The organism is Burkholderia sp. Bp9090 (assembly GCF_003857985.1).
Lineage (GTDB): Bacteria > Pseudomonadota > Gammaproteobacteria > Burkholderiales > Burkholderiaceae > Burkholderia.
Window position 1 is genome coordinate 49,540 of sequence record NZ_QTPV01000012.1, and the last position, 24,953, is coordinate 74,492.

The 24,953-nt window shown below is 66.8% G+C and carries 22 protein-coding genes, 4 tRNA genes and 1 riboswitch; of the genes, 17 read left to right on the forward strand and 9 right to left on the reverse strand.

Annotated features, from left to right (window positions below; translation table 11 throughout):
* Positions 1-12 precede the first annotated feature (12 nt).
* From DIE16_RS13955 to DIE16_RS13970, 3 genes are all read left to right on the forward strand, one after another.
* Complete coding sequence (locus tag DIE16_RS13955) at positions 13-441, forward strand: hypothetical protein (protein WP_124892479.1); 429 nt, start codon at positions 13-15, stop codon at positions 439-441.
* Positions 438-1,754 (forward strand): guanine deaminase, encoded by a 1,317-nt coding sequence (gene guaD, locus DIE16_RS13960; RefSeq protein WP_044848552.1) that lies wholly within the window; start codon positions 438-440, stop codon positions 1,752-1,754. Before DIE16_RS13955 ends, guaD begins: the two co-directional genes overlap by 4 nt.
* Before the next feature lie 94 nt (positions 1,755-1,848).
* Positions 1,849-1,986: riboswitch (yybP-ykoY riboswitch) on the forward strand.
* Positions 1,987-2,064: 78 nt separating this feature from the next.
* The gene (locus DIE16_RS13970; RefSeq protein ID WP_044848551.1) at positions 2,065-2,637 is read left to right on the forward strand and encodes a TMEM165/GDT1 family protein; all 573 of its coding nucleotides are present in this window, start codon (positions 2,065-2,067) and stop codon (positions 2,635-2,637) included.
* Between the two features lie 52 nt (positions 2,638-2,689).
* Here the strand turns inward: DIE16_RS13970 and DIE16_RS13975 are convergent, their stop codons facing one another.
* The gene (locus DIE16_RS13975; protein WP_124487808.1) at positions 2,690-3,391 is read right to left on the reverse strand and encodes a DUF4136 domain-containing protein; all 702 of its coding nucleotides are present in this window, start codon (positions 3,389-3,391) and stop codon (positions 2,690-2,692) included.
* A 186-nt stretch (positions 3,392-3,577) separates the two neighbouring features.
* Here DIE16_RS13975 and pepN point away from each other — a divergent pair, with 186 nt between their 5' ends.
* The 7 genes from pepN to DIE16_RS14010 all read left to right on the forward strand — a co-directional run bounded on the left by pepN (position 3,578) and on the right by DIE16_RS14010 (position 11,488).
* On the forward strand, positions 3,578-6,271 hold the full coding sequence (gene pepN, locus DIE16_RS13980; protein WP_124892480.1) for an aminopeptidase N: 2,694 nt from the start codon (positions 3,578-3,580) through the stop codon (positions 6,269-6,271).
* Between the two features lie 289 nt (positions 6,272-6,560).
* Positions 6,561-7,574, forward strand: a complete 1,014-nt coding sequence (locus DIE16_RS13985; protein WP_124892481.1) for a class 1 fructose-bisphosphatase — start codon at positions 6,561-6,563, stop codon at positions 7,572-7,574.
* A gap of 209 nt (positions 7,575-7,783) precedes the next feature.
* Positions 7,784-7,859: transfer RNA gene (locus DIE16_RS13990), tRNA-Thr, on the forward strand.
* Between the two features lie 195 nt (positions 7,860-8,054).
* Positions 8,055-8,864 carry a LuxR C-terminal-related transcriptional regulator gene (locus DIE16_RS13995; protein WP_124892482.1) on the forward strand — a complete coding sequence of 270 codons (810 nt, stop codon included), beginning with the start codon at positions 8,055-8,057 and terminating at the stop codon, positions 8,862-8,864.
* 175 nt (positions 8,865-9,039) lie between these two features.
* Positions 9,040-10,785: an FAD-dependent oxidoreductase gene (locus tag DIE16_RS14000; RefSeq protein ID WP_124892483.1), complete on the forward strand. Its 1,746-nt coding sequence runs from the start codon at positions 9,040-9,042 to the stop codon at positions 10,783-10,785.
* Positions 10,782-10,994, forward strand: coding sequence for a hypothetical protein (locus DIE16_RS14005; protein ID WP_124487803.1), 213 nt, complete (start codon positions 10,782-10,784; stop codon positions 10,992-10,994). Before DIE16_RS14000 ends, DIE16_RS14005 begins: the two co-directional genes overlap by 4 nt.
* A gap of 239 nt (positions 10,995-11,233) precedes the next feature.
* Positions 11,234-11,488 (forward strand): GlsB/YeaQ/YmgE family stress response membrane protein, encoded by a 255-nt coding sequence (locus DIE16_RS14010; RefSeq protein WP_044848544.1) that lies wholly within the window; start codon positions 11,234-11,236, stop codon positions 11,486-11,488.
* Between the two features lie 83 nt (positions 11,489-11,571).
* Here the strand turns inward: DIE16_RS14010 and DIE16_RS14015 are convergent, their stop codons facing one another.
* The 4 genes from DIE16_RS14015 to DIE16_RS14030 all read right to left on the reverse strand — a co-directional run bounded on the left by DIE16_RS14015 (position 11,572) and on the right by DIE16_RS14030 (position 16,163).
* Positions 11,572-12,054 carry a TlpA family protein disulfide reductase gene (locus DIE16_RS14015; protein ID WP_124892484.1) on the reverse strand — a complete coding sequence of 161 codons (483 nt, stop codon included), beginning with the start codon at positions 12,052-12,054 and terminating at the stop codon, positions 11,572-11,574.
* Positions 12,051-13,310: a sialidase family protein gene (locus DIE16_RS14020; RefSeq protein WP_124892485.1), complete on the reverse strand. Its 1,260-nt coding sequence runs from the start codon at positions 13,308-13,310 to the stop codon at positions 12,051-12,053. The genes DIE16_RS14015 and DIE16_RS14020 overlap by 4 nt, the downstream gene beginning before the upstream one ends.
* Positions 13,298-15,646, reverse strand: coding sequence for a TonB-dependent receptor (locus DIE16_RS14025; RefSeq protein ID WP_124892486.1), 2,349 nt, complete (start codon positions 15,644-15,646; stop codon positions 13,298-13,300). Before DIE16_RS14025 ends, DIE16_RS14020 begins: the two co-directional genes overlap by 13 nt.
* 127 nt (positions 15,647-15,773) lie before the next feature.
* Entirely contained in the window at positions 15,774-16,163 is a 390-nt protein-coding gene (locus DIE16_RS14030; RefSeq protein ID WP_124892487.1) for a DUF2946 domain-containing protein, read from the reverse strand.
* Between the two features lie 198 nt (positions 16,164-16,361).
* Between DIE16_RS14030 and DIE16_RS36595 the strand changes: the two genes are divergently transcribed.
* Together DIE16_RS36595 and DIE16_RS14035 are read left to right on the forward strand one after the other, a co-directional pair.
* Positions 16,362-16,508, forward strand: a complete 147-nt coding sequence (locus DIE16_RS36595; protein ID WP_009690993.1) for a hypothetical protein — start codon at positions 16,362-16,364, stop codon at positions 16,506-16,508.
* A gap of 227 nt (positions 16,509-16,735) precedes the next feature.
* Positions 16,736-17,329, forward strand: a complete 594-nt coding sequence (locus DIE16_RS14035; RefSeq protein ID WP_124521672.1) for a chorismate mutase — start codon at positions 16,736-16,738, stop codon at positions 17,327-17,329.
* 31 nt (positions 17,330-17,360) lie between these two features.
* On the opposite strand, the gene DIE16_RS14040 is transcribed toward DIE16_RS14035, so the two are convergent.
* Positions 17,361-18,488, reverse strand: a complete 1,128-nt coding sequence (locus DIE16_RS14040) for an exonuclease domain-containing protein (RefSeq protein WP_124892488.1) — start codon at positions 18,486-18,488, stop codon at positions 17,361-17,363.
* Positions 18,489-18,649: 161 nt separating this feature from the next.
* Positions 18,650-18,853, reverse strand: coding sequence for a cold-shock protein (locus tag DIE16_RS14045; protein WP_006476615.1), 204 nt, complete (start codon positions 18,851-18,853; stop codon positions 18,650-18,652).
* Positions 18,854-19,245: 392 nt separating this feature from the next.
* Here DIE16_RS14045 and DIE16_RS14050 point away from each other — a divergent pair, with 392 nt between their 5' ends.
* A complete protein-coding gene (locus tag DIE16_RS14050) occupies positions 19,246-19,515 on the forward strand; it encodes a hypothetical protein (RefSeq protein WP_044848537.1) in 270 nt (89 codons plus the stop codon).
* Between the two features lie 508 nt (positions 19,516-20,023).
* Positions 20,024-21,166, forward strand: a complete 1,143-nt coding sequence (locus DIE16_RS14055; protein WP_044848536.1) for a porin — start codon at positions 20,024-20,026, stop codon at positions 21,164-21,166.
* A gap of 108 nt (positions 21,167-21,274) precedes the next feature.
* Here the strand turns inward: DIE16_RS14055 and greB are convergent, their stop codons facing one another.
* A complete protein-coding gene (gene greB / locus DIE16_RS14060; RefSeq protein ID WP_124496799.1) occupies positions 21,275-21,838 on the reverse strand; it encodes a transcription elongation factor GreB in 564 nt (187 codons plus the stop codon).
* A gap of 131 nt (positions 21,839-21,969) precedes the next feature.
* Between greB and DIE16_RS14065 the strand changes: the two genes are divergently transcribed.
* From DIE16_RS14065 to DIE16_RS14075, 3 genes are all read left to right on the forward strand, one after another.
* Positions 21,970-22,046 (forward strand) — tRNA-Arg (locus tag DIE16_RS14065).
* 67 nt (positions 22,047-22,113) lie between these two features.
* Positions 22,114-22,190: transfer RNA gene (locus DIE16_RS14070), tRNA-Arg, on the forward strand.
* 67 nt (positions 22,191-22,257) lie between these two features.
* Positions 22,258-22,334: transfer RNA gene (locus DIE16_RS14075), tRNA-Arg, on the forward strand.
* 196 nt (positions 22,335-22,530) lie between these two features.
* Here DIE16_RS14075 and DIE16_RS14080 read toward each other — a convergent pair.
* Positions 22,531-24,897: a bifunctional (p)ppGpp synthetase/guanosine-3',5'-bis(diphosphate) 3'-pyrophosphohydrolase gene (locus DIE16_RS14080; RefSeq protein WP_044848534.1), complete on the reverse strand. Its 2,367-nt coding sequence runs from the start codon at positions 24,895-24,897 to the stop codon at positions 22,531-22,533.
* Positions 24,898-24,953 lie beyond the last annotated feature (56 nt).

Genomic DNA, 24,953 nt, shown 5'->3' on the forward strand with positions numbered 1-24,953 from the left:
TTCGCTAGACAGATGAAACACCGCAACGACATCCGCTTCGCGACGACCGGCCCGGCGTTGTGCCGCACCGGCCGCCTGCGTGCGCCGGGCACGCAGGCCGGCATCGCGTCCGTCGTACGCGTGGCGACGGCGGTGTGCGTCGTCGCGCGCCGAAGCCTGTCGCTGCGCGTCGTGCAACGACTGTTGCGGCTCGCGATGCCGCTCGCCGGCGAGCCGGTCGCCGTGATCGCGATCGCCATCGCGATGGCGGCGCTGTCCGCCGGTACGTCGGCCATCGCGGCGACGGCCGCCGCGCTTGCGTGCGCGCTCGCAGCGCGCGGCGCCGCCTGCGCGGCTCGCCGCGTCGCGCACGCCCGGGCCGCCCCCGCCGCGTCGTCGCCCGCGCGGCACCGACCGTTTTCTTCTGTTCGCCTTACCTTGATGCAGGACCCTTCGTCATGACGCAAACCGCTTTCCGTTCCCAGCTGCTGACCTTCAACGGCGACCCGGCGCAATCGAGCCAGGCCGCGAACCACGAGACCGACGGCCTCCTGATCGTCGACGACGGCAAGGTCGTCGCGGCCGGCCCGCATGCGCGGCTGGCCGCGACGCTCGCGCGCGACGCGGTCGTCCACGACCTGCGCGACAAGCTGATCGTGCCCGGCTTCATCGATACGCACATCCACTATCCGCAGACGGACATGATCGCGTCGCCGGCGCCCGGCCTGCTGCCGTGGCTCGACAAGTACACGTTCCCGACCGAGCGCCAGTTCGGCGACCCGGAACACGCGCGCGAAGTCGCCGACTTCTTCGTCGACGAATTGCTCGCGTGCGGCACGACGAGCGCGCTCGTCTACTGCACCGTGCACAAGCAGTCGGCCGACGCGCTGTTCGCGGCGAGCGACGCGCGCGACCTGCGGATGATCGCGGGCAAGGTGCTGATGGATCGCAACTGCCCCGAGTTCCTGCGCGACACCGCGCAATCGGGCTATGACGACAGCGCCGAGCTGATCGGCCGCTGGCACGGCAAGGGCCGTCAGATGTACGCGCTCACGCCGCGCTTCGCGCCGACCTCCACCGAGGCGCAGCTCGAGGCGTGCAGCGAACTCGCGCGCCGCCATCCGGACGTGTTCGTGCAGAGCCACGTCGCGGAAAACGTCGACGAAGTGAAATGGGCGGCCGAGCTGTTCCCGGGCCACCGCAGCTATCTCGACATCTACGATCGTTACGGGCTGCTGCGCCCGCGCGCGGTGTACGGCCACTGCATCCATCTCGACGACGAGGACCGTCGCCGGATGGCCGAGACGCGCACCGTCGTCGCGCACTGCCCGACGTCGAACTTCTTCCTCGGCAGCGGGCTGTTCGACTTCGACAAGGCCGGCGAATACGACGTGCCCGTCACGCTCGCCACCGACGTCGGCGGCGGCACGTCGTTCTCGATGCTGCAGACGATGAACGAGGCGCACAAGGTTGCGCGGCTGTCGGGCCACCACCTGAGCGCGACGCGGATGTTCTGGCTCGCGACGGCCGGCGCCGCGCAGGCACTCGATCTCGCCGACACGGTCGGCACGCTCGCGCCGCGCACCGAAGCCGACTTCGTCGTGCTCGACCCGCAGGCCACGCCGCTGCTCGCACGCCGCACGAAGCGCGCGGAGTCGCTCGAGGAACTGCTGTTCGCATTCGCGCTGCTCGGCGACGACCGCGCCGTGTACCGCACGTACGCGGCCGGCCGGCTCGTGCACGAGCGCGGTGCCGCACGCCGCGCCGCCGCGTAACCGGCGCACCTGAGCCCCACCCTGCGCCGGCATGCGCTGCGGCGCATGCCGGCGCCGTCGAATTCTCCGCGCGCGGCACGCGCCGTGCTAGAATTCGCCGCTCATTGGGGAGTAGCCGCTCCGCTCGATGTCCCGCGCCCCCGGCGCGCATCGTGACGGAGGCGTCCGTCAACAGACTTGGCCGTTCGGCCATGGCGGACGCAGCCACCAAGGCCTGGCGAGACCGATGGTTCACTGCGCGCCGCATCAGGGCCCGGCGCGCGGCGGATCGTCGCTCGCACGCACAACATCGGCCCGTGGAACCCCATACGTGTCCCAAGCCTTCCTGATCTCCACCGGCGCCGTCGCCCTCGCTGAAATCGGCGACAAGACCCAACTGCTGTCCCTCGTGCTGGCCGCGCGCTATCGCAAGCCCGTGCCGATCATTCTCGGCGTGCTGGTTGCGACGGTCGTGAACCACGGCTTCGCCGGTGCGCTCGGCGAATGGCTCGGCATTCTCGTCACGCCGTCGATCATGCGCTGGGCGCTCGCGTTCTCGTTCATCGCGATGGGCTTGTGGATCCTCGTGCCGGACAAGCTCGATGCGGACGAAGCCAATGCGAACCGCTCGCGGCTCGGCGTGTTCGGCGCGACGCTCGTCGCGTTCTTCCTCGCGGAAATGGGCGACAAGACGCAGATCGCGACCGTCGCGCTCGCCGCGCGCTTCCAGGATTACATCGGCGTGGTGGCCGGCACGACCTTCGGGATGATGCTGGCGAACGTGCCCGCGATCCTGCTGGGCGACCGTTTCGCGCACCGCCTGCCGACGAAGCTGGTGCATGGCATCGCGGCCGTGCTGTTCGTCGTGCTGGGCGCGCTGGCGCTGCTGGGCGTCGGCGTCTGACGCACGCAGGCAAGTGGCGCGGCCGGGCGGCCGCGCCGGTGTCGATACCGCGTTACTTCGCGACCGCCGCACCCGATGCCGGCGCCGCCGGCACCGCGCGCTCGTTGGCGGCCGGCGCGGCCGGCCCGCCGCGCTTGTCGACCGGCAGCCGCACCGTGCGGATCGCCCCGTTCGACAACGGGAAATCGGCGAGCGCGCTGCGCGCGAGAAACGGCATCGCATACAGCAGCGCGCCGTTGTCGCCCGTGGTGCGCGCGGTCACGTTATAGACCTCCTTGCCGGTCGCGCGCTCGGTGATCCGGATGCCGAGCGTGTAGTCGAACACCTGGTAGGTCTGCGCGACGTAGCCGGCCGGCATCGGCCCCCAGGGCCCCCACGGGCCCCACGGCCCGCCCCGCCAGTACGGCCCCGGCCCCATGAACCACGGGTCGTAGTAGACCGGCTGCGGCACCGTCACCAGATCGCTGCCGACCCCGTAGGCCAGCCCGACCAGATAGCGTGCCTGCGCGGCCGGCACCTGGCGGAACGCATACGCGGACAGTTCGTTCGCGACGATCGGCTCGTAGGTCGACTGCTCGATGCTGTGCTTCTGCGCGTCGGTGCGCGTGAAGGCGTAAGTGCGCGTCGCGTCGCTGCCGCTCCAGTCGGAGAAGGCCGTGACCTGGGTCGTCACGTAGCTGGTGCAGCCCGTCAGCAGCGCCACGCACAGGGCCGCCGCCCAGCCCGCACCGCGTTGAATCCATTCGTGTTTCATGTCGATCCTCGTCGATCCGTCACCCGTTCGTCGCACCGCGCGAACCGCACGGGATGCCGATAATACGCGGACTGCCGGAACCGGTAAAAAGTTCGCGCGGCACGCGGCCGCAAGCCTTTGTACAATGGCCCGGTTCAGCCGGCCCGCGCTGCGGGCCCGATCCCCACTCCACCGATCTCGACGACCATGTCCGACAACGCCTCCTCCACCGTGATCCGCCGCGCCGACTACACGCCGCCGGCCTTCCTCATCGATTCCGTCGCACTCGAATTCGATCTCGCGCCGGCCCGCACGATCGTCAGGAACACGATGCGCGTGCGCCGCAATCCGGACGCGGCGCCCACCCCGCATCTGGAGCTGATGGGCGAAGCGCTCGAATTCCTCGGCGCACGGCTCGACGGCGCGCCGTATGGTCCGGTGCGCGCGCACGACCACGGGCTGACCGTCGAAAACGTGCCCGATGCGTTCGAGCTTACGCTCGACAGCGCGTGCGCGCCGGACCAGAACACGACGCTGTCCGGGCTGTACGTGTCGAGCGGCAACTTCTTCACGCAGTGCGAGGCCGAAGGCTTTCGCCGCATCACCTACTTCCTCGACCGCCCCGACGTGATGGCGTCGTACACCGTCACGCTGCGCGCCGACAAGACCGCGTACCCGGTGCTGCTGTCGAACGGCAATCTCGTCGACTCGGGCGAGCTGGCCGACGGCCGCCACTTCGCGAAATGGGAGGACCCGTTCCGCAAGCCGAGCTACCTGTTCGCGCTGGTCGCGGGCAAGCTCGTCGCGATCGAGGAGAAGATCACGTCCGGCTCCGGCAAGGAAAAGCTGCTGCAGGTGTGGGTCGAACCGGCCGATCTCGACAAGACCCGTCACGCGATGGATTCGCTGATCCATTCGATCCGCTGGGATGAAAAGCGCTTCGGCCTCGAGCTCGATCTCGACCGCTTCATGATCGTCGCGGTCGGCGACTTCAACATGGGCGCGATGGAGAACAAGGGGCTCAACATCTTCAACACGAAGTACGTGCTGGCGAACCCCGAGACCGCGACCGACACCGACTTCACGAACATCGAATCGGTGGTCGGCCACGAGTACTTCCACAACTGGACCGGCAACCGCGTGACCTGCCGCGACTGGTTCCAGCTGAGCCTGAAGGAAGGGCTGACCGTGTTCCGCGACCAGGAGTTCTCGGCCGACATGGCCGCGGGCGACGACGTCGAATCCGCGGCCCGCGCGGTCAAGCGCATCGAGGACGTGCGCGTGCTGCGCCAGCTGCAGTTCGCCGAGGATGCGGGCCCGATGGCGCATCCGGTGCGTCCGGAAAGCTACGTCGAGATCAACAACTTCTACACGATGACCGTCTACGAGAAAGGCTCGGAAGTCGTGCGGATGTACCAGACGCTGTTCGGCCGCGACGGCTTCCGCAAGGGGATGGACCTGTACTTCCAGCGCCACGACGGTCAAGCGGTGACTTGCGACGACTTCCGTCACGCGATGGCCGACGCGAACGGGCGCGACCTCGCGCAATTCGAACGTTGGTACAGCCAGGCCGGCACGCCGCGCGTGTCGGTGCGCACCGCGTACGACGCGGCTGCGCGCCGCTACACGGTCACGCTCGCGCAGGGCTACGGCGACGCGTCGCCGGCCGCGCGCGAGACGCAGCAGGGGCCGCTGCTGATTCCGTTCGCGATCGGCCTGATCGGCCGCGACGGCCGCGACCTGCCGTTGCGCCTCGACGGCGAAGCCGCCGCATCGGGCACGACGCGCGTGCTCGACTTCACCGACACCGAGCAGACCTTCACGTTCGTCGACGTGCCGGAGGAGCCGCTGCCGTCGCTGCTGCGCAATTTCTCCGCGCCGGTGATCGTCGAATACGACTACGGCGACGACGACCTCGCGTTCCTGCTCGCGCACGACAGCGACCCGTTCAACCGCTGGGAAGCCGGCCAGCGCCTCGCGACACGCGCGCTGCTGACGCTCGCCGCGCGCGCCGCCGCGAACGAACCGCTCACGCTCGGCGCGAATTTCGTCGCCGCGTTCCGCCGCGTGCTGACCGATGAAAACCTGTCGCCCGCGTTCCGCGAGCTCGCACTGACGCTGCCGTCGGAAACCTATCTGGCCGACCAGATGGCGGAAGCCGATCCGGCCGCCGTGCATCGCGCCCGCCAATTCGTGCGCCGCCAGCTCGCGACCGCGCTGCGCGCCGAGTGGCTCGCCGCGTACGAGCAGCACCAGACGCCGGGCGCGTACGAGCCGACGCCTGAAGCCTCCGGCCGCCGCGCGCTGAAGAACCTCGCGCTCGCGTATCTCGCCGAACTCGAGGATCCGGCCGACGCCGTGCGCATCGCGACCGCGCAGTACGACGCGGCGAACAACATGACCGATCGCGCCGCCGCGCTCGGCGCACTGCTGTCCGCCGCGGCGGCCGGTGCGAACGACGCGGCCGCGCGCGCGCTCGACGACTTCTACCGCCGCTTCGAAAAGGAAGCGCTCGTGATCGACAAGTGGTTCGCGATGCAGGCCGCGCAGCGCGGCACGCCGGCCCAGCCGACGCTCGCGAAGGTCCGCACGCTGATGGCCCACCCCGCGTTCAACCTGAAGAACCCGAACCGCGCGCGCGCGCTGATCTTCAGCTTCTGCGCGGCGAACCCGGCGCAATTCCACGCGGCGGACGGCTCGGGCTACGCGTTCTGGGCCGAACAGGTGCTCGCGCTCGACGCGATCAACCCGCAGGTCGCCGCGCGCCTCGCCCGCTCGCTCGAACTGTGGCGCCGCTTTACGCCGGCGCTGCGCGACCGGATGCGCGAAGCGCTCGAGCAGGTCGCGGCCGGTGCCAAATCGCGCGACGTGCGCGAGATCGTCGAGAAGGCGCTCGCGTAACGTCACGCACGCGACTCGCCGCGCGCGCCAGCGCGACGAAGCCGGTGCCGCCCCGTTGCGGCGCCGGCTTTTTTGTCGTCTGAAGGTTGGCGGAACGGGAGCCGGACCATGCGTTCGCCCCCCCCGGTTTTACCGCCGCTGCCGGGCCGATCCGCCGCGCCGCGCACGCCGGAACCCGGCCAGACCAGCCGGCCGACCATGTAACCGGACGAAAAAAGGCGGCGGCTCGGGAAGCGCGCCGGGTAAAATTGCGGCAATTCAAGGATTCTTTGGCCTCTCGGAGTCTGTCATGTCCATTGCCCGCCGCACCACGCTGTCCAAGTTCCTGATCGAGCAGCAGCGTGAGACCAACAACCTCCCCGCCGACCTCCGCCTGCTGATCGAAGTCGTCGCCCGCGCGTGCAAGGCGATCAGCTACAACGTGTCGAAGGGCGCGCTCGGCGATGCACTCGGCACCGCCGGCAGCGAGAACGTCCAGGGCGAAGTGCAGAAGAAGCTCGACATCCTGTCGAACGAGATCCTGCTCGACGCGAACGAATGGGGCGGCAACCTCGCCGCGATGGCATCGGAGGAAATGGAAACGTTCTTCCCGATCCCCGCGAACTACCCGCGCGGCGAATACCTGCTCGTGTTCGACCCGCTCGACGGCTCGTCGAACATCGACGTGAACGTGTCGATCGGCACGATCTTCTCGGTACTGCGCTGCCCGGACGGCAAGCTGGCCACCGAGGAATCGTTCCTGCAGCCGGGCACGGAGCAGGTCGCGGCCGGCTACGCGGTGTACGGCCCGCAAACCGTGTTCGTACTGACGACCGGCAACGGCGTGAACTGCTTCACGCTCGACCGCGAAGTCGGCTCGTGGGTGCTCACGCAAAGCAACATGCAGATCCCGGCCGATACGCGCGAATACGCGATCAACGCATCGAACGCACGGCACTGGTACGAACCGGTCCAGCGCTACGTCAACGAACTGAACGCCGGCAAGGAAGGCCCGCGCGGCGACAACTTCAACATGCGCTGGATCGCGTCGATGGTGGCCGACGTGCACCGGATCCTGAACCGCGGCGGCATCTTCATGTACCCGGCCGACAAGCGCACGCCCGATCGTCCGGGCAAGCTGCGCCTGATGTACGAAGCGAACCCGATGTCGTTCATCGTCGAACAGGCGGGCGGCGCCGCGACGACGGGCACGCAGCGCATCATGGAAGTGCAGCCGACCGGCCTGCACCAGCGCGTGCCGGTATTCCTCGGTTCGAAGAACGAAGTCGAGCGCGTGACCGGCTATCACAACGAAGGCAAATAAATTTGCACTGCAGCACTAGACGGGGGTGCGAGACGTCAGTACAATCGCGCCTTCGCGATGTGGCCCTGACAGGCTGCATCGCAGTGAAGTGAAAGCGGGAAGTCCGCCGGATCGAGGGTTTCGCGAAGCAGCAGCAGCAAGCTGAAAAAAATTTCGCAAAACCTATTGCCAAGATCTCGGATTTGACCATATAATTTCATTTCTCTGCTGCCGGTGTAGCTCAGTTGGTAGAGCAGCGCATTCGTAATGCGAAGGTCGTAGGTTCGACTCCTATCTCCGGCACCAAGATATAAAGGCCTGACAAGCATCGCTTGTCAGGCCTTTTCTCTTTTCCGGCCGCAATTCCGATTCCAGCCACGATTTCCGATGCGCGAAGTCGTGCGCCACCCTCTCCGCCATTTCCGCTTGCGGGCATCCCCCGACTCCCGCACCGCGCGCCGCCGATTACAATCGCCGGACCACCGGCCCCTCCCCAGCATCATGCGCACCTGGCGTCTCGAGCGACCGAACCTCAGCGGACAACTGGACGTGTCCCGTGCAACCGGTCTCGTCGCCGCGATCGGCGGCAGCGAGCCGAACGCGTTCGCCGCGGAAATCCTGAAGCTGTTCGACGATGCGCTGGCCGTCACGCAGTGCACGATCTTCGCGTACGAGTTCGGCAACCGGCCGCGCACCGTCTCGGTCGCCGACCATCGCGGCGGCCGCTACCTGCGCGACGTTGCCGACACCTATGCGCGCCATTTCTATGCGCTCGACGGCAACCAGCGAATCGTCTCGGCCGCCGGTCGCCGCACGCAGCGCCGCGACGTGCTGCTGCATCAGCAGGCCGGCGACGAGATCGGCCACGACGCGTATCGCACGGCCTGCTACCGCGGCCCCGACGTCTCCGATCGCCTCGCGTTACTGATGCAGCCGAACGACTCGACCTGGCTGTCGATCAATCTGTATCGCGCGCACCGCAGCGGCACGTTCCAGCCGCGCGAGATCACGGCCATCGAAACGCTCGCACCGCTGATCGCGCAGGCCACGCAGCATCACTATGCGCTCGCGGGCTCGGCGCAGATCGGCATCCCGCTACAGATGCTCGCGCGGCTGCGCGGCGCATGCCCGACACTGTCCAAGCGCGAGCTCGACGTGCTGCGCGGCGTGCTCGAAGGCCAGACCGCACAGGAGATCGGCGAGACGATCGGCGTGAAGGCTTCGAGTGTCGTCACCTATCAGAAGCGCGCGTACCGGCGCCTCGGCATCTCGAGCCAGCGCCAGCTGTTCGCGCTGTGCCTGCAACCCTGAACTTCGATTGCCGATCCTGAACGCGTCGGGGTAAATCCCGGCCCGCCGCCAGCCGTTCGCCGTACCCGGAATGGGGACAGCGGTGTCCGGCGCGGCTTCCATACTGCATCCAACCTGCCGCACGCATCGCGTCGCCGAGCGTGCGCGTTCGATCAGCGCAACCTGGAAGCCAACGATGGGCATCGAATTCAAACCCTACCCGTTCGTCGCCGTGCGTCATCCCCCGCACCTGCCGACCTGCAGCGCCGGCGTCGATACGCAGCGGCACCGCGTCGCGATCGTCGGCGGCGGCCCGGTGGGCCTCGCTGTCGCACTCGGCCTCGCCAATCACGGCATCCGCAGCGTGCTGCTCGAAGCCGATGATTCGGTCTGTCACGGCAGCCGCGCGATCTGCATCTCGCGACGCAGCCTCGAGATCATCGAGCGGCTCGGCGCGCTCGACAGCTTCATGCGCGTCGGACTGCCGTGGAGCGGCGGACGCAGCTTCCATCGTCACGACGAAGTGCTGCATTTCACGATGCCGCAGGACGAGAACCAGAAGCTGCCGCCGATGGTGAACCTCGCGCAGTATCACATCGAGCAGTTCCTGCTCGATGCCGCGCTGCGCCGCCCCGAGCTCATCGAGATCCGCTGGCAGACGAAAGTCGCGGGCGTCACGCAGCACCCGGCCGGCGCGCGCCTCGACGTCGATACGCCGCTCGGCCGCTATGCACTCGATGCCGACTGGGTCGTCGCGAGCGACGGCGGGCGCAGCACGATACGCGATGCGCTCGGGCTGTCGCTGCAGGGCACAAGCTATGAAGGCCGCTACGTGATCGTCGACATCGCGCTCGACAGCGACCGGCCGACCGAGCGGCTCGCGTACTTCGACCCGGCGTCGAACCCCGGCTCGACGGTACTCGTCCACAAGCAGCCGGACAACGTATGGCGGATCGACTATCAGCTGCGCGACGATGAGGATCCCGAAGCGGCCGTGAAACCCGAGAACGTGATCCCGCGCGTGCAGAGCCTGCTCGACATGATGGGCGAGCGCGGCGACTGGTCGCCGATCTGGATCACGATCTACAAGGCAAACGCGCTGACGCTCGAACGCTATCGGCACGGCCGCGTGCTGTTCTGCGGCGACGCCGCCCACCTCGTGCCGATCTTCGGCGTGCGTGGCGCGAACTCGGGCATCGACGACGCCGACAACGTCGCGTGGAAACTCGCGTACGTGATTCGCGGCCTCGCGTCGGACGCGCTGCTCGACAGCTATTCGGACGAGCGCGTGTTCGCGACGCACGAGAACCTGCGCTACGGCAGCAAGAGCACCGAGTTCATGGCGCCGCCGTCGTTCGCGTTCGACCTGATGCGCAAGGCCGTGCTGACGCTCGCGGTCCGGCATCCGGCGTTGCGTTCGCTGATCAATCCGCGCCAGACGTCGGCCATCGCCTACACGGCGTCACCGCTCAATGCGGACGAGCGCGATGCGTTTTCGGCCGGGCCGTCGCCCGGCATGGTACTCGCGGAATGTCCGCTGATGCTGCACGCGTCGGGCGACATCGGCACCGACGAAGGCATGCGACGCGGCCACCTGACGGATCTCGTCGGTCCGCGTTTCACCGCGTTCCGCTTCATGCGTGACGGTGCGCCCGATCCGTCGTTCGCCGATCTCGAACGAAACCTGCACGAGGCCGGCATACCGTTCGCGCTGGTCACGCTTGCACGGCACGCGGCACCGCAACAGCCGGGATGCGGCGGCTACGATGCCGACGGCCGGCTGTTCGACCTGTACGGCGCGCGCGACGGCACCGTCTATCTCGTACGTCCGGACGGACACGTGCTCGGCCGCTGGCACGATGCACGCGCCGCCGACGTGACCGCCGCACTCGAACGCGCGCTGCACCCGCGCACGTCGGCCAACATTCAGGAGCACGCATGATCACCGATACCGAACGCGACATCCTCTACACCGACCTGTGCCGCACGATGACCGGCATCGGCGAAACCGATGCGGCGCTCTTTCTCGCCCGCTTCGCGTTGCTGGCGATAGAGGCGATCGGCGATACGGCAACCGTCACCCGCCTGATTGCCGACGCCGGCGACGGCCTGCCCGACACGGGCACACCGGCGCCGACGCACGGACGATGACGCATGACGCATGACGCATGACGCACAATCGTGCGGCCCCTCCTTACAGATTCATTTCGAATGACAGACGAATCCTCTGGAAAAACCCGTTAAGGGTGCATAACATTACTTAACGATTCCGACCCGTCTATCGCGTTACATTGCGTGGGCGGCGCGGCGGGTCGCATGCCGCTTCATGCAGCTTGCGGTGAAACAGCCGACGTCCGGTCATTTCGACTCAACACAAGGAGAGGATCACCATGACTCATGGCTTGATTATGTGGCTCATCATCGGCGCGATCGCCGGCTGGCTGGCGGGCGTGCTCGTCAAGGGCGGCGGGTTCGGCCTGATCGTCGACATCATCGTCGGTATCGTCGGCGCGGTGATCGGCGGCTGGCTGGCCGGGCTGCTCGGCATCACCCTCGGCAGCGGCTTCATCGGCTCGGTGATCGTCGCGGTCATCGGCGCCGTGATCCTGCTGTTCGTGATCCGGCTGTTCAGGCGCGCGGCCTGACGATCTTCTCGCGCGCCTTCGGGCGCGCTTTCGTTTGTCGCATCGAAGCGGCGCGCGGGGCATCCCCCGCGCCGCCGTCCGTTTCAGCGGCGCTTGCCGCGCTGCAACCAGCCGTCGAGCACGTCGGTCGTCAGCAAGCCGCTGCGCGCGTCGCGTGCGCCGTCGCGACCGATCCACACGGTACGCGGCATTTCTCCCCGCCATCCCGCATCGAGCGCCGCCCGCAGACGCTCGGGCATCGGCTCGGCGTTCGCATACTGCGCGACCTGCGGCGGCAGGTTCATTTGCGCGAGCGCCTGTGCGATTGCCGCACCGTTGTCGTCGTACGCGTCCATCGAGACCATCGCGAGCTGCACGTCCGGATGGCGGCGCTGCCACGCGACCAGATGCGCGGCGTTCTCGCGGCAGTAGCCACAATCGAGCGACCAGATCTCGACTGCGAGCGGCCGTTCGTGCGCCGTCGCGTACACCTTCGCGACCTCGGCCGCGCGCAGCGGCTGCAGTCCGCCAGCCCATCCCGGCAGGCTTGCGAACACGGCGCCGATCAACACGATCAGCCGTTTCATTGCGCCCCCTCCACGGCAATCAGCCGGTAGCCGTCGTTACGCGTACGCCACGACAGGTAGATGCGGCCCGCATCGTCGAGCAGTTGCGGGTTGTCGCTCGCGCCCGACGTCGACGCGATCACGCGCGGCGCCGACCAGTGCTCGCCGCGATCGTCCGAGCGGCGCAGCTTGATCTGCATCGTGTCGCCGTCGAACGCCTTCCATGCGAGCCAGACGACCTCGCCGCGCACGACGAGTGCCGCATGCGATGCCTGCTCGGCCGGCACCGCCGGATTCGCGCCGAACGCCCACGGCGTGCCGCTCGGCCGGCCATCGGCGCCGATGCGCGAATAGAACACGTCGCCGCGGCCGTCGACGACGCCGAACCACGCAAGATGGCGCGTGCCGTCCGGCGTGATCGCGAGCGCCGGCCCGTGCTCGGGGCAAGCCTCGACATGCCAGTTTGAGAACGTCGCACGCACCGGCACGACGGACTCCGATGCCGAAACGGGCAACACCGCGAGCGCATGGTCGCGGATCTGCCCCGGGAACACGTTGCGCCACACGGCTTCGATGTGCCCGGCCGGATCGATCGCCATCGCGATGCGGCAGCATTCGCACGTGTGATCCGTCACCTTGCGCTCGGGCTCGAACGACGCACCGCCGTCGCGCGACACCGCGTAGTAGACGGCCGCCCCTTCGTACGCCTGCCCCGCCGCCTTCGCCGCGACGAGATCGCGCTTGTCGATCCACGCGATCGCGATGTTGCCGGCCGGATCGACCGCCATCATGTCGAAGCGGTGCGTGATCGCCTGCCGGTCGCGATGCACGGTGACCGGCACGCTCCAGGTCGCGCCGCCGTCGAGCGAACGCGCGAAGCGCACCATGCCGGTGTACGGCGCATCCAGCGGCATCGACCACGATACGTACACTGCGCGACCGTCCGGGCTCGTCGCGATCTTCGGGCGATTCTCCGCGCTCGTGTAGATCGGCTCGGGCAGCGCGTTGACGGTCACGGGCGCGGACAGCGTGCGGCCCGCATCGTCCGAGTGCGCGACGACGACGTGCGCGCCTTCGACCCATGCGACCCACAGCCGGTGCCGCGCGTCGAACGCGGCGCCGGTCGCGAGCGGCTGCTTCTGTTGCGCCGGTGCGGCCTGCATGCTCATGTGCGCCGCATGCGGATCGGCGGCTTTCGGCGCGTCGTGCGCGCCGGCAGGCGACAGCGCCGCGAGCCACAGCGCGCAGCCTGCCGCGAGCGATTTCACAGCGACCATTTCAGTTCTCCAAAGAAAGTGCGGCCCGGATACGGATGGAACACGTAGTAGCGGCGGTCCGTCAGGTTGTCGATGCCGACCGACGCAGTCCAGTGACGATCGAACCGGTAACGCGCCTTCAGGTCGACGACCGTGAAGATGCTCGTGCCGCCGTACACGTCCGGATTCACGTCGCTGTTGTCGAGCGTGTTGAACTGGCGGCCCGAGTAGCGGACGCCGACGCTCGCGAGCCAGTGCTCGTCGAAGCGGTACGACGCGAGCAGGTTCGCGCGCATGCGCGGGATGCGCGGAAAGCGCGAGCCGACGTACGCGGGATTCGCGGTGTCGGCCAGGATCTGCGCGTTGCTCGCCGACACGTTCGCGTCGATGTCGAGCCCGCGCAGCCCGACGTTCTGGCCGCTGAATGCGAGTTCGACGCCGCGCACGCGCACGCGATCGACGTTCGAGATGTTGGTGACGGTCGACGCGCCCGACACCGTCGTCTGGCTGTAGATCGAATCGCGCAGGTCGCTCTGGAACACGCTCGCGCGCACGACGCCGACGCCCACGTCGCGCTCGGCCGTGAAGTCCCAGTCGATCGCCTTTTCCGGCCGCAGGTTCGGGTTGTTGTTGACGATCGCGTTGTTCGAGATCGTGCCCTGGAACAGCTCGCCGACCGTCGGGAAGCGGGTGCCGGTCGCGAACGACAGCCGGAAACGCCAGACGTCCGTCGCGTCCCATTGCAGCGCGACTTTCGGCGACAGCGCATTCGCGCCGCGGTCCGCGTAGCCGAGCGTGCCGTTCGCGTTGCCGAGCGCGCCGCCGTACGCATCCCAGCGCTCGTAGCGCAGCCCGAGGGTCGCGAGCCAGCCGGGCGCGAAACGCCACGCGTCCTGCGCGAACAGCGCCTGCGTGCGCGTGTCGCCCCGGTAGACGCTCGCGAGCGACGTGGTCGGCCCGGCCAGCCAGTCGGCCGTGTTGTACGTGACGTTGCGCAGGAAGTAGTTGTCGTAGTGATAGCCGAACGTGAGCGTGTGCCCCTTCACTTCCGGCGCCTCGGCCTTCAGGTCGAGCGTGCGCCAGCCCGTGCCGTCGCCCTGGAACAGCGTGCCCGCCCCGCCCTGCACGGTCGATGCCGCGCGCAGCACGTCGCGCGACACGTCGTAGGCGGAAACCACGCCCGACAGCCGCCAGCCCGAATCGAGCCGGCCGTTCAGCCCGAGCGCGTACAGCCAGTTCTCCTGGTCGCCGCGCTGCGGCGCGAACGCGCTCGGCGCGACGGTCACGTTCCGGCCGCCGAGCGACACGTTGCCGCCGTACACGGGATTGCCGGCCGCGTCGCGCAGGAAGGTTTCGCCGTGCTGCCGGAAATGGTTCTCCCAGTGCCCGAGCGTCAGCGTCGCGTCGACGCGGTCCGTGAACGCATAGCCCATCCGGACCGTCTCGTTGAGCTGCTCGGTCCGCTCGATGTTCTGCGCACCGACGATCGTGCGCGGCTTGCCGTTGGGGCCGATGTCGGTGGCCGCGCCCGTCACGGGCACCGCGGCCCCCAGCCGCGGGTTGTAGGCGGCGTTGGGGCTCGCATATTGCATCGGCTGGCCGTCGTTCTCCAGCCGGTCGAGCGACAGCGAGAACCAGAACTTGCCGACGCGGTTCGCGATCCGAGCGGTCTGGTGATTGCCGCCGAAGCTGTCCGCGAACCCGTAGCCGTCGTGATAGCGCTGCGTGAAGAACTGCGTCGACAGGGACGCCTCGAGCTTGTCGGGACGCCGCGTCGTCAGCAGCACGGTCGAGCCGATCGCATTGCCGGAATACAGCGCGGAAAAGGGGCCATACAGCACGTCGACGCGCGCGATATCGTCGGGCGCGATCAGTGACCAGCGCGGCGGATACGCATAGCTCGAGCCGAGCAGGTTCGACAGCAGCAGGCCGTCGGCGTACACGAGCCCGCGCGCACTCTGCAGTTCGTTGAAGTCGCGGCCGGCGAACACGCTGTTGCGGTCGCCGATGTAGCGCCTGCGAACCATCAGGTTGGGCGCGTACTTCAGCGCGTCCTCGGTGGTGACGTTGGTATGCGCGTCGATCTGCTCGCGCGTGATCGACTCGACGACGGCCGGCGTATCCGGATCGACGGGTTGCCGGCTTGCGGTGACGCTGACGGCGGTCAGCGTGTCGCCCGCAGAGGCGAGCGCGGCGACCGGTGCGGCACGGCCGGCCGGGTTGCCGGCGCCGGCGGGCACCGGCGCGGCGGATGCGCCATCGATCGAGGCCGCCTGCGCGGCCGGCCAGGCAAAAGCGGCCGCGCAGGCAAGCGCGAGCCGGCCGCGCGAGGGCCGCGCGGCGAAGGTGAACGACATGGATGAATTCCTGAAAACGTGACCGGACGCCGCCGCACGCAAGCCAACGCGCCGCGCGCAGACGGCACGGCGCGCGGACCAGGCCGCGGGCGGCACGCGCGCCACTGGGGCGCGCGAACGATATCAATCAGATCGGGACGTTTTCAGGCGGACCGCGCGGCTGCGCGAGACGGATGCCCGTGCGGGGAACATCGGGAACGGCCGGGGCGCCCGCCCGGTACGCGAACGCGCGCACGAAACCCGGCAACGCGGGCAGGCTCGTGCCGAGCGCGACGTTCGCCGCGAAGCCGGGACAGTACACGCAGTGCGGCACGCCGGCATGATCGAACGACGCCGCGCCGCGGTCGTCGCCGGACTGCGCGAGGACGACCTCGCGAGCGCCTGCCGCACTGCACAACTCGAGCGTGAGCCCGCCGGAACCGCTCGATGCGAGACGCGCGTAGCCGACGACGGGCGACAGTACGTTCAGTACCAGCGCCAGCCATACGAGGCCGATCCATCGCGTCGTTCGTTTCATCGCGGTCCAGGAAAAAGTGCGCGCAAGTATAGCAAGCGGCCCGATTGTTGCCGATTGTGCAGGGTGTGATAGTCGGCATTGCTCGGCGCGCAGCAGCGCATGTGCCGTTAATACAACAGAGACAAAATCTAACGATTCGCCACTGGCATAAATCCAAGCGCGAGGTTGATAATCATTGAACCCGCTGGAGAAACGAACATGGACGAAAGACCAACCCGCATGCCCCCGCCCGAGCAAGTGATGAGCCCGGATCCGGAACCCGTCGGCGTGGAATTCCTCGCCGAATTGCCCGAGCACGTCCGGGCATTCTTCGACGAGCAGCACAAGCTGTACTCGCCGAAGTGAACCTACGTTCCGTCCTGTAACCGCCACGTGTCGATCGATATCGCGCGGTTCGTCGCTGCGTTTTCGGCGCAGATCGCTTCGCACCCCGGCTGCAACGGCCTGACGGTGCCGGATCAGCGCGTCCGCTGATTCTTCTGTCGCGTCGTTCCGCCGCGCGACTGTCTTCGTCTATCCTTCTGGTTTTCCACCTCCGGCCTGTCCGGCTCTCCCCTCTCCCGATGTTTCCGATGAAACAAGCCATTCGTGCCAGCGTCGCTGTCGCCGCGCTCGGCGTCGCCCTTTTTTCGTCACCGCATATCGCGCGCGCGGACGGCGACGACACGGCGCTCACCAATCTCGTCGCGCTCGCATCGCAGCGGCTCGCGCTGGCCGAACCCGTCGCGCGATGGAAATGGGCGAACCACCAGGCGATCGAGGATCGGCCGCGCGAAGCGGCACTGCTCGCATCGGTGGAGAAGCGCGCCGCACAGTCCGGCGTGGATCCGGCGTTCGCGCGCACGTTTTTCGAGGATCAGATCGCGGCCAGCAAGGACGTGCAGAACGCGCTCTTTGCAAAGTGGCGCGCGACGCAGCCGCCGGAAGGCACGCCGCCCGACCTCGCGACCAGCACGCGGCCGGCGCTCGACCAGCTCACGCAAAAGATGCTGACGGGCCTCGCGCAAGTCGCACCGCTGCGCGACGCACCCGACTGCCAGGCGCGGCTCGCACGCAGCATCGCGAACTGGAAGACGCTCACCCGCTACGACTCCACCCAGACGCAGGCGCTCGGCACCGCGCTGTCGCACGTTTGCGCCGCAGGCGGCGCCAGCGCGATCGGCTGACGGCGGCGTCGCGCGCCGCGGCCCGCGCTGCTCAGTCGGCAGGCGTCAGTGCCGCGAGCGGAATGAGTTGCAGGCCGCGTGCGAGATGCGTCTGCAGAAGACGATGGGTATGGGGTTCGAACGCGCCGTCCGTGCCGTCGGCCACGAGCCGCACGGCCGCGTCGAGCGATTCGGCCGTACCGAGGTAGCGCCAGCCGTCGATCACGTGAAACAGGCGGCGCTCGCCGCTCGCTTCGAAAGCGACCGCACCGTCGAACGGCCAGGGCGCATTGCCCGCACGGGCGTGATCGGCTGCGGGACGCCGGTTGTATGACGGACGCAGGCGGGCGATCCACTGCGCTTCGGCGAGCATCGCGCCCAGTTCGTTGCCGGTCTCCCGCCACTCGACCCGCCGTACCTGCTGCGCAATCCGCATTTCCTTCGACGAGCGCCGCTCGCCGGTCAGCAGCGCGCGCAAGCGCTGCCGCACGCGCACGCTGCGGCCGACATACAGCGCTTGGTCGTCCTCCCCGAACAGCGCGTACGCGCCGCATCCGGCCGGCGCGGTATCGAGCCACGCTTCGGTCATGCCGCCCGCGAGACGGAAGTGGCGCGTCGTACGCGCAATCTGGTCGCGCAGACGCTCGAGCGGCACGATCTCGTGCAATTGCCGCCAGAACTGCCAAAGCAGATCGGCATCCGCGAGTGCCCGGTGGCGGGCGGATGGAACGAGGCCATGCCGCTCGATCAGCGCATCGAGTCCGTGCCGCGCCTCGCGCGGAAACAGCGCGCGCGACAGGCGCACCGTGCACAGCACGTCCGGATTGAACGCGATGCCGGCGCGCTCGAATTCGGCGCGCAGGAAGCCACGGTCGAAGCTCGCGTTGTGCGCGACGAACAGCTTGCCGTCGAGCCGCTCGAACAGCGCGGGCGCGAGCGACGCAAACGAAGGCGCGTCGCGCACCATCTCGTCGGAAATGCCCGTCAGCTGCTGGATGAACGGCGGAATCGACTGTCCCGGATTGACCAGCGTCGTCCATGTCGATACGCCGAGCGGACCGAGTTCGACCACGCCGATTTCAGTGATGCGGTGCTCGGCGGACGAGCCGCCGGTGGTTTCGAGGTCGACGAAGACGAGCGGCTGGTCGCAGGCGGGATCGAACGGACGGGAATCGGACATGAAAAGACGGGGGAAACGATGCTTTCGTGAGTATGCACCGGCAGATGCGTTCGCGACCAGTCCGAACCCGAATCGATTCGCCGGCCGCCGATTTTCGTGCCCCGGAAAGCAAAAAGCCCCCGCGATGCGGGGGCCGGACGTGATCGGCGAAGCGTGGCGCGTCAGACCGCCTGGATATTCGCTGCCTGCTTGCCTTTCGGCCCGACTTTCACGTCAAAGGAAACGCGCTGGTTTTCCTTCAGCGTTTTGAAGCCGTCCATCCGGATTTCGGAAAAGTGCGCAAACAAATCTTCGCCGCCATTGTCGGACGTAATAAAGCCGAAACCTTTAGCATCGTTAAACCATTTTACGATACCGGTATCCATACCTTCGTTCCCCACTCGTTTAGATCAAAAAAGCTACTGTTATAGCCGCTTCCCGAAATCCCGCAACGGCGCGCCGACACTCCCCCAGCGCTCCGCCCGGGGACGGAGTGCTGACTTTATAAATTGGACAATCCGGGTGCGTCAAGGGAATTTTTAGGGCTTTCTTTATCAAAAAAACGCTAATGCCACTGGAATCGGTACACGATCGCGTTTTATTAATTGATTCGCATCAAGAACCTGTCAATATTACCGGGATCGGATCGCTAATAATCGAAATCGCGAAAAACATACCGGGGACGAATCGTTTCGGTAAATTCCTCGGGTTTTTTCCGGGTTGCGGAAAACGGGGGACGTTGCGATGCTGGTGCAAAGGCAATGGGAAGGAGAAGGCCATGTGGCTGGACGGATTCAAGCGCTTCGCGAGCCGGCTTGCACGCGTACGCCGCAAGTCCCGCGCGCTGGCCGAGACCCGTGAAGCGCCGTGCGACACCGAGTTCGACCCGACCTGGCACGGCGATCATTGGCAGAACCTGCTGGCGTCACCGCTGGACGCCCGTCACTACGTAATGGAAGACTGGACGTACACGCCGCCGCAGGCCGAAGCCGACGACACGCAGCCGACCGGCAAGCGCAAGCGCAAACGGCGCTCGTACGCGCAGTAGGGATCGGAACGACAGGGCAAAAAAAAGCGCGACTGGGAAGTCGCGCCGACAAAGGTTTGGAGATCTTTTCCGTCAACGAAAAAGTCTGCTTCGGAAAGCAGAGATCGCAGTATAGCGAGAGAACATCCTTTCATTATCCATGCCCCGCACAAACCTCTATTGCCGATGTGTCAATAATCGCGCTAGGCCTGCTCTCGCCCGTCATTGACCGCCTGTCGCGATCGCGCAACGCCCGCGACACCCGATACGCAGTCCTGATTGCTTTTTTCGCGTGCTGCATTGCCGCAAAGTCTTGATGGCCGGGCCTCTCGGCGCATATGCTGATTCTTGCCGGATTCAAAATACAGTATTGCGGGAAGCAATTTTCTTCTACGCCCGGACCGATCCGTACACTGCAAATGGATATCCGACGAGGGTGCCGCGCCCAATGCGCACGGCGTCGCCAACCTGCGACGCCGCCGATGCCCGCAGCAGGTTCGATCGACATCATCCTGTTTGGAGACAGATCATGAAAAAGACCCTGATCGTCGCGGCATTGGCGGGCGCGTACGCCACCGGCGCCCATGCGCAAAGCGCCGTCACGCTGTACGGCCTGATCGACGCCGGCATCACCTACACGAACAACCAGGGTGGTCACAGTGCGTGGCAGGAGACGAGCGGCTCGATCAACGGCAGCCGCTGGGGCCTGCGCGGTACCGAGGATCTCGGCGGCGGCCTGAAGGCGATCTTCACGCTGGAAAACGGCTTCGGCATCAATAACGGTTCACTCAAGCAGAACGGCCGCGAATTCGGCCGCCAGGCGTTCGTCGGGCTCGCGCACGAGAGCTACGGCTCGCTCACGCTCGGCCGCCAGTACGACAGCGTCGTCGATTTCCTCGGCCCGCTGTCGCTGACCGGCACCCAGTACGGCGGCACGCAGTTCGCGCACCCGTTCGACAACGACAACCTGAACAACTCGTTCCGGATCAACAACGCGGTCAAGTACCAGAGCGCGAACTACGGCGGCCTGAAATTCGGTGCGCTGTACGGCTTCTCGAATTCCAGCAATTTCTCGAACAACCGCGCGTACAGCGTCGGCGCGTCGTACAGCTACATGGGCTTCAACGTCGCGGCCGCATACATGCAGCTGAACAACAACGTCAACGCACTGGCGCTCGCGGCCAGCGACCCGGGCGCGGTAGCCGGCGACTGGACGTTCGGCGCCAGCCGTCAGCGCACCTGGGGCGCGGGCCTCAACTACGCGTTCGGGCCCGCGACGGCCGGCTTCGTGTTCACGCAGACACGCCTGACCGATTCGGCCAGGATCAGCGCCGGGCAGTCCGGCGTGTCGGGCGGCATCCCGCTCATCGGCGGCACGCGGTTCAACAATTACGAAGTGAACGGCCGCTACGCGCTGACGCCGGCGTTCTCGCTCGCTGGCTCGTACACGTACACCGACAGCCGCCTCGACGGCCAGACGCCGAGCTGGCACCAGTTCAACCTGCAGGCCGACTATGCGCTGTCGAAGCGCACCGACCTGTACCTGCAGGGCGAATACCAGCGGGTCAATGCGGACGGCCTGGCGATCGGCGCGAACATCAACGGGCTCGGCACCGCGTCGTCCACCAACAAGCAGATCGCCGTCACGGCCGGCATGCGCCATCGCTTCTGAGCGATGCGCGTGAGCCCGGCCGTTCGGCCAGGACCGTCATGACGAAGCGCCCCACCCGGGGCGCTCGTTCGTTTCAGCGCTGCACCGCACGCATGCGCCGCGCCATGCTCACGCGCTGCCCGACGCCGGATAGCGAACGTCGAGCACGTCGATCGGCTGGGGACCGGCCGGCGTCATCAGCGTGACGGTATCGCCGATCTTCGCCTTGATGAGCGCCCGCGCGACCGGCGAGATCCAGCTGACGCAACCGCGATCGAGATCGACCTCGTCGATCCCGACGATGGTAACGGTATGATCCTCGCCGTCCGGCGTCGCGTAATCGACGGTCGCGCCGAAAAACACCTGGTCGACGTTCTCCTGGCGGCTCGCGTCGACGACTTCGGCGAGATCGAGCCGCTTCGTCAGGAAGCGGATCCGGCGGTCGATCTCGCGCAACCGCCGCTTGCCGTAGATGTAGTCGCCGTTCTCCGACCGGTCGCCGTTCGACGCGGCCCACGACACCAGCCGCACGACCTCGGGACGCTCGACGTCGATCAGGTTCAGGAGCTCGTCCCTGAGCCGCTTGTGGCCGGCCGGGGTGATGTAATTCTTCGTGCCCGCCGGAATCGCGGGCTGACCCGGGTCGAGATCGTCGTCGTCGCCGTCCGACTCTTTGACAAACGCCTTGTTCATGATGCAGATTCAACGCATGGATGACTGATGCTTCAAGGGTACACGAAGGCGGCCTTCCCAAGATCGGGTGACATTTTTTGCGAATAAGGCTTCCCTTTTTATACAACCCTGCTATACTTCCGCTTCTGCGTGCGGCTGTAGCTCAGTTGGATAGAGTACTTGGCTACGAACCAAGGGGTCGTGGGTTCGAATCCTGCCAGCCGCGCCACCTTTTTCGAGGGCCTTCCCAACCGAAGGCCCTTTCAGTTCGATGTTGTAGCATTTTGTTGTTGCGTGCGGCTGTAGCTCAGTTGGATAGAGTACTTGGCTACGAACCAAGGGGTCGTGGGTTCGAATCCTGCCAGCCGCGCCACCTTTTTCGAGGGCCTTCCCAACCGAAGGCCCTTTCAGTTCGATGTTGTAGCATTTTGTTGTTGCGTGCGGCTGTAGCTCAGTTGGATAGAGTACTTGGCTACGAACCAAGGGGTCGTGGGTTCGAATCCTGCCAGCCGCGCCACCTCAGAAGGGCCTTCCTCCGGGAAGGCCCTTTTTTCTTTTCCGCTTACCCTCTTCGCCTCTCCTCCTCTTCCCGGCAACACCGATCGCGCCCGAATCGTGCGGGAGCTGCCGCCACACAACGCCAAGCCCACATCACAAACGAAAACGGCGGCCCGTGGCCGCCGTCTCATTCCGCTGCATCGCAATGCGCGGCGTCAGTAATCCTGCCGCTCGCGCTCGATGCGCATGCCGCCGTCATGACGCGCGTGCACGCTGTCGTCGGTCGAGCGCTCGCGCATGATCCGCATCACGTCCGGATTGGTCCGCACGCGCCGCATCACGTTCGCCAGATGGACACGGTCGCTCACCTGGATCACGAAGCGCAGCACCGTCGATTCGTGCGTCAGATCCTCGTCCATCGCGATGTGAACGATGTTCGCGTCCGCCGACGTGATATCCGCCGCGACGCGCGCGAAGATGCCCTTCGTGTTCTTCACGAGCGCCTTCACCGCGACGTCGAACAGACGACCCGGCTGCGGCGCCCATTCGACGTCGATCCAGCGGCCCGGATCGCGGCGATGGATGCGCTGCGCGACGCGGCAATCCGTCGTATGAATCGCCATCCCGAGACCGATGCCGATATAGCCCATGATCGCGTCGCCCGGAATCGGCCGGCAGCACGCCGACAGTTGCACGGACATCCCTTCGGTGCCGGTAATCACGACCGGCGGCGCATTGTGCGCGGGGTGCCGCTCGGACTTCGGCAGATCGTCGTCCGCATCGCGGCCGCTCATCAGCACCTCGATGCGCTTGGCCATCACCGCGGCGACGCGGCGGCCGAGGCCGATGTCCGCGAAGATTTCCTGGCGGCTCTTGTTGCCCGTCCACTGGACGAGCTTCTCCCACACTTCCGGCCCCACGTCGGCCAGCGCGAGCCCGTAACCCTTCAGGCTCTGGTCGACGAGCCGCTCGCCGAGCTGCACCGACTCGTTCAGGCGCATCGTCTTCAGGTAGTGACGAATCGCCGAACGCGCCTTGCCGGTGCGCACGAAGCCGAGCCATGCGGGGTTCGGCTTCGAATACGGCGCGGTGATCACCTCGACGATGTCGCCGCTCTTCAGCTCGGTACGCAGCGGCAGCAACTCGTTGTTGATCTTCACGGCCACGCACTGGTTGCCGAGATCGCTGTGGATCGAATACGCGAAATCGAGCGCCGTCGCGCCGCGCGGCAGCGCCATGATCTTCGACTTCGGCGTGAACACGTAGACCGCATCCGGGAACAGGTCGATCTTCACGTGTTCGAGGAACTCGCTCGAATCGCCGGCTTCGCTCTGGATGTCGAGCAGCGACTTCAGCCACTGGTGCGCGCGCTTCTGCACGTCGTTCAGGTCCGCGCCGCCGTTCTTGTACAGCCAGTGCGCGGCCACGCCGGCCTCGGCGATCTCGTGCATCTTGCGCGTGCGCACCTGGAACTCGATCGGTGCGCCGAACGGGCCGACGAGCGTCGTGTGCAGCGACTGGTAGCCGTTGATCTTCGGGATCGCGATGTAGTCCTTGAACTTGCCGGGCACGGGCTTGTACAGCGCGTGCAGCGCGCCGATGCACGTGTAGCAGTCGAGCGGGCTCTCGACGACGACGCGAAAGCCGTACACGTCGAGCACCTGCGAGAACGACAGCTGCTTGTCGCGCATCTTGCGATAGATGCTGTAGATCGTCTTTTCGCGGCCGGTAATCTCGGCGTCGAGCTTCGCATCGCCCATCGCGCGCTGGGCGGCCTCTAGGATCTTGCTGATCACTTCGCGGCGGTTGCCGCGCGCGGCCTTCACGGCCTTCTCGAGCGTCGCGTAGCGATGCGGGTTGAAGTTCGCGAAGCTCATGTCCTGCAGCTCGCGATACGTGTTGTTCAACCCGAGGCGGTGCGCGATCGGCGCATAGATGTCGAGCGTCTCGCGGGCGACGCGGCGGCGCTTTTCCATCGGCACCGCACCGAGCGTGCGCATGTTGTGCAAACGATCGGCGAGCTTGACGAGGATGACGCGCACGTCGCGCGCCATCGCGAGCAGCATCTTGCGGAAGTTTTCCGCCTGCGCTTCCTCGCGGCTGCGGAACTCCATCTTGTCGAGCTTCGACAGGCCGTCGACCAGTTCGGCGACCTTCGGGCCGAACCGTTCGGCCAGCTCGCTCTTGGTCACGCCCTGGTCTTCCATCACGTCGTGCAGCAGCGCCGCCATGACGGCTTGCGCGTCGAGCTTCCAGCCGGCGCAGATTTCCGCGACGGCGACGGGATGGGTGATGTAGGGTTCGCCGCTCTGGCGATATTGACCGAGGTGGGCTTCGTCGCTGAAGTGGAACGCCGCCTTGACCTCTTTGATTTCCTCCGGAGGGAGATACTCGGCAAGCACGCCCGTCAGTTTCGCGATCGAAACGACGCCGTGCTTGCGCGGCTGCTCCGGCGTGGCGGTCGGCCCGAACAGGTGCCGAAAGGACTGTTCGAGGACCGCGTCGATGTACTGGCGCGCAGGCGACTGGGCCGTGGCTTCGGTGGTCGAATCCGCGGAGGCGGACGATGGGGTGGTGCTCATATTCGCCTCCAGGTCGAGTCGTTGCGCGCGTGGACTACATGGCTGGAACGGGCCGG

What these genes read in the sequence shown, in the direction of transcription:
- DIE16_RS14005 (WP_124487803.1), top strand. Translation starts at nt 10,782, where the DNA reads ATGATCACCGATACCGAACGCGACATCCTCTACACCGACCTGTGCCGC.
- DIE16_RS14010 (WP_044848544.1), top strand. Translation starts at nt 11,234, where the DNA reads ATGACTCATGGCTTGATTATGTGGCTCATCATCGGCGCGATCGCCGGC.
- DIE16_RS14045 (WP_006476615.1), bottom strand. Translation starts at nt 18,853, where the DNA reads ATGGATACCGGTATCGTAAAATGGTTTAACGATGCTAAAGGTTTCGGC.
- DIE16_RS13955 (WP_124892479.1), top strand. Translation starts at nt 13, where the DNA reads ATGAAACACCGCAACGACATCCGCTTCGCGACGACCGGCCCGGCGTTG.
- DIE16_RS14035 (WP_124521672.1), top strand. Translation starts at nt 16,736, where the DNA reads ATGAAACAAGCCATTCGTGCCAGCGTCGCTGTCGCCGCGCTCGGCGTC.
- DIE16_RS36595 (WP_009690993.1), top strand. Translation starts at nt 16,362, where the DNA reads ATGGACGAAAGACCAACCCGCATGCCCCCGCCCGAGCAAGTGATGAGC.
- greB (WP_124496799.1), bottom strand. Translation starts at nt 21,838, where the DNA reads ATGAACAAGGCGTTTGTCAAAGAGTCGGACGGCGACGACGACGATCTC.
- DIE16_RS13985 (WP_124892481.1), top strand. Translation starts at nt 6,561, where the DNA reads ATGTCCATTGCCCGCCGCACCACGCTGTCCAAGTTCCTGATCGAGCAG.
- DIE16_RS14025 (WP_124892486.1), bottom strand. Translation starts at nt 15,646, where the DNA reads ATGTCGTTCACCTTCGCCGCGCGGCCCTCGCGCGGCCGGCTCGCGCTT.
- pepN (WP_124892480.1), top strand. Translation starts at nt 3,578, where the DNA reads ATGTCCGACAACGCCTCCTCCACCGTGATCCGCCGCGCCGACTACACG.
- DIE16_RS13995 (WP_124892482.1), top strand. Translation starts at nt 8,055, where the DNA reads ATGCGCACCTGGCGTCTCGAGCGACCGAACCTCAGCGGACAACTGGAC.
- DIE16_RS14030 (WP_124892487.1), bottom strand. Translation starts at nt 16,163, where the DNA reads ATGAAACGAACGACGCGATGGATCGGCCTCGTATGGCTGGCGCTGGTA.
- DIE16_RS13975 (WP_124487808.1), bottom strand. Translation starts at nt 3,391, where the DNA reads ATGAAACACGAATGGATTCAACGCGGTGCGGGCTGGGCGGCGGCCCTG.
- DIE16_RS14080 (WP_044848534.1), bottom strand. Translation starts at nt 24,897, where the DNA reads ATGAGCACCACCCCATCGTCCGCCTCCGCGGATTCGACCACCGAAGCC.
- DIE16_RS14015 (WP_124892484.1), bottom strand. Translation starts at nt 12,054, where the DNA reads ATGAAACGGCTGATCGTGTTGATCGGCGCCGTGTTCGCAAGCCTGCCG.
- DIE16_RS14040 (WP_124892488.1), bottom strand. Translation starts at nt 18,488, where the DNA reads ATGTCCGATTCCCGTCCGTTCGATCCCGCCTGCGACCAGCCGCTCGTC.
- DIE16_RS14050 (WP_044848537.1), top strand. Translation starts at nt 19,246, where the DNA reads ATGTGGCTGGACGGATTCAAGCGCTTCGCGAGCCGGCTTGCACGCGTA.
- DIE16_RS14055 (WP_044848536.1), top strand. Translation starts at nt 20,024, where the DNA reads ATGAAAAAGACCCTGATCGTCGCGGCATTGGCGGGCGCGTACGCCACC.
- DIE16_RS14000 (WP_124892483.1), top strand. Translation starts at nt 9,040, where the DNA reads ATGGGCATCGAATTCAAACCCTACCCGTTCGTCGCCGTGCGTCATCCC.
- guaD (WP_044848552.1), top strand. Translation starts at nt 438, where the DNA reads ATGACGCAAACCGCTTTCCGTTCCCAGCTGCTGACCTTCAACGGCGAC.
- DIE16_RS14020 (WP_124892485.1), bottom strand. Translation starts at nt 13,310, where the DNA reads ATGGTCGCTGTGAAATCGCTCGCGGCAGGCTGCGCGCTGTGGCTCGCG.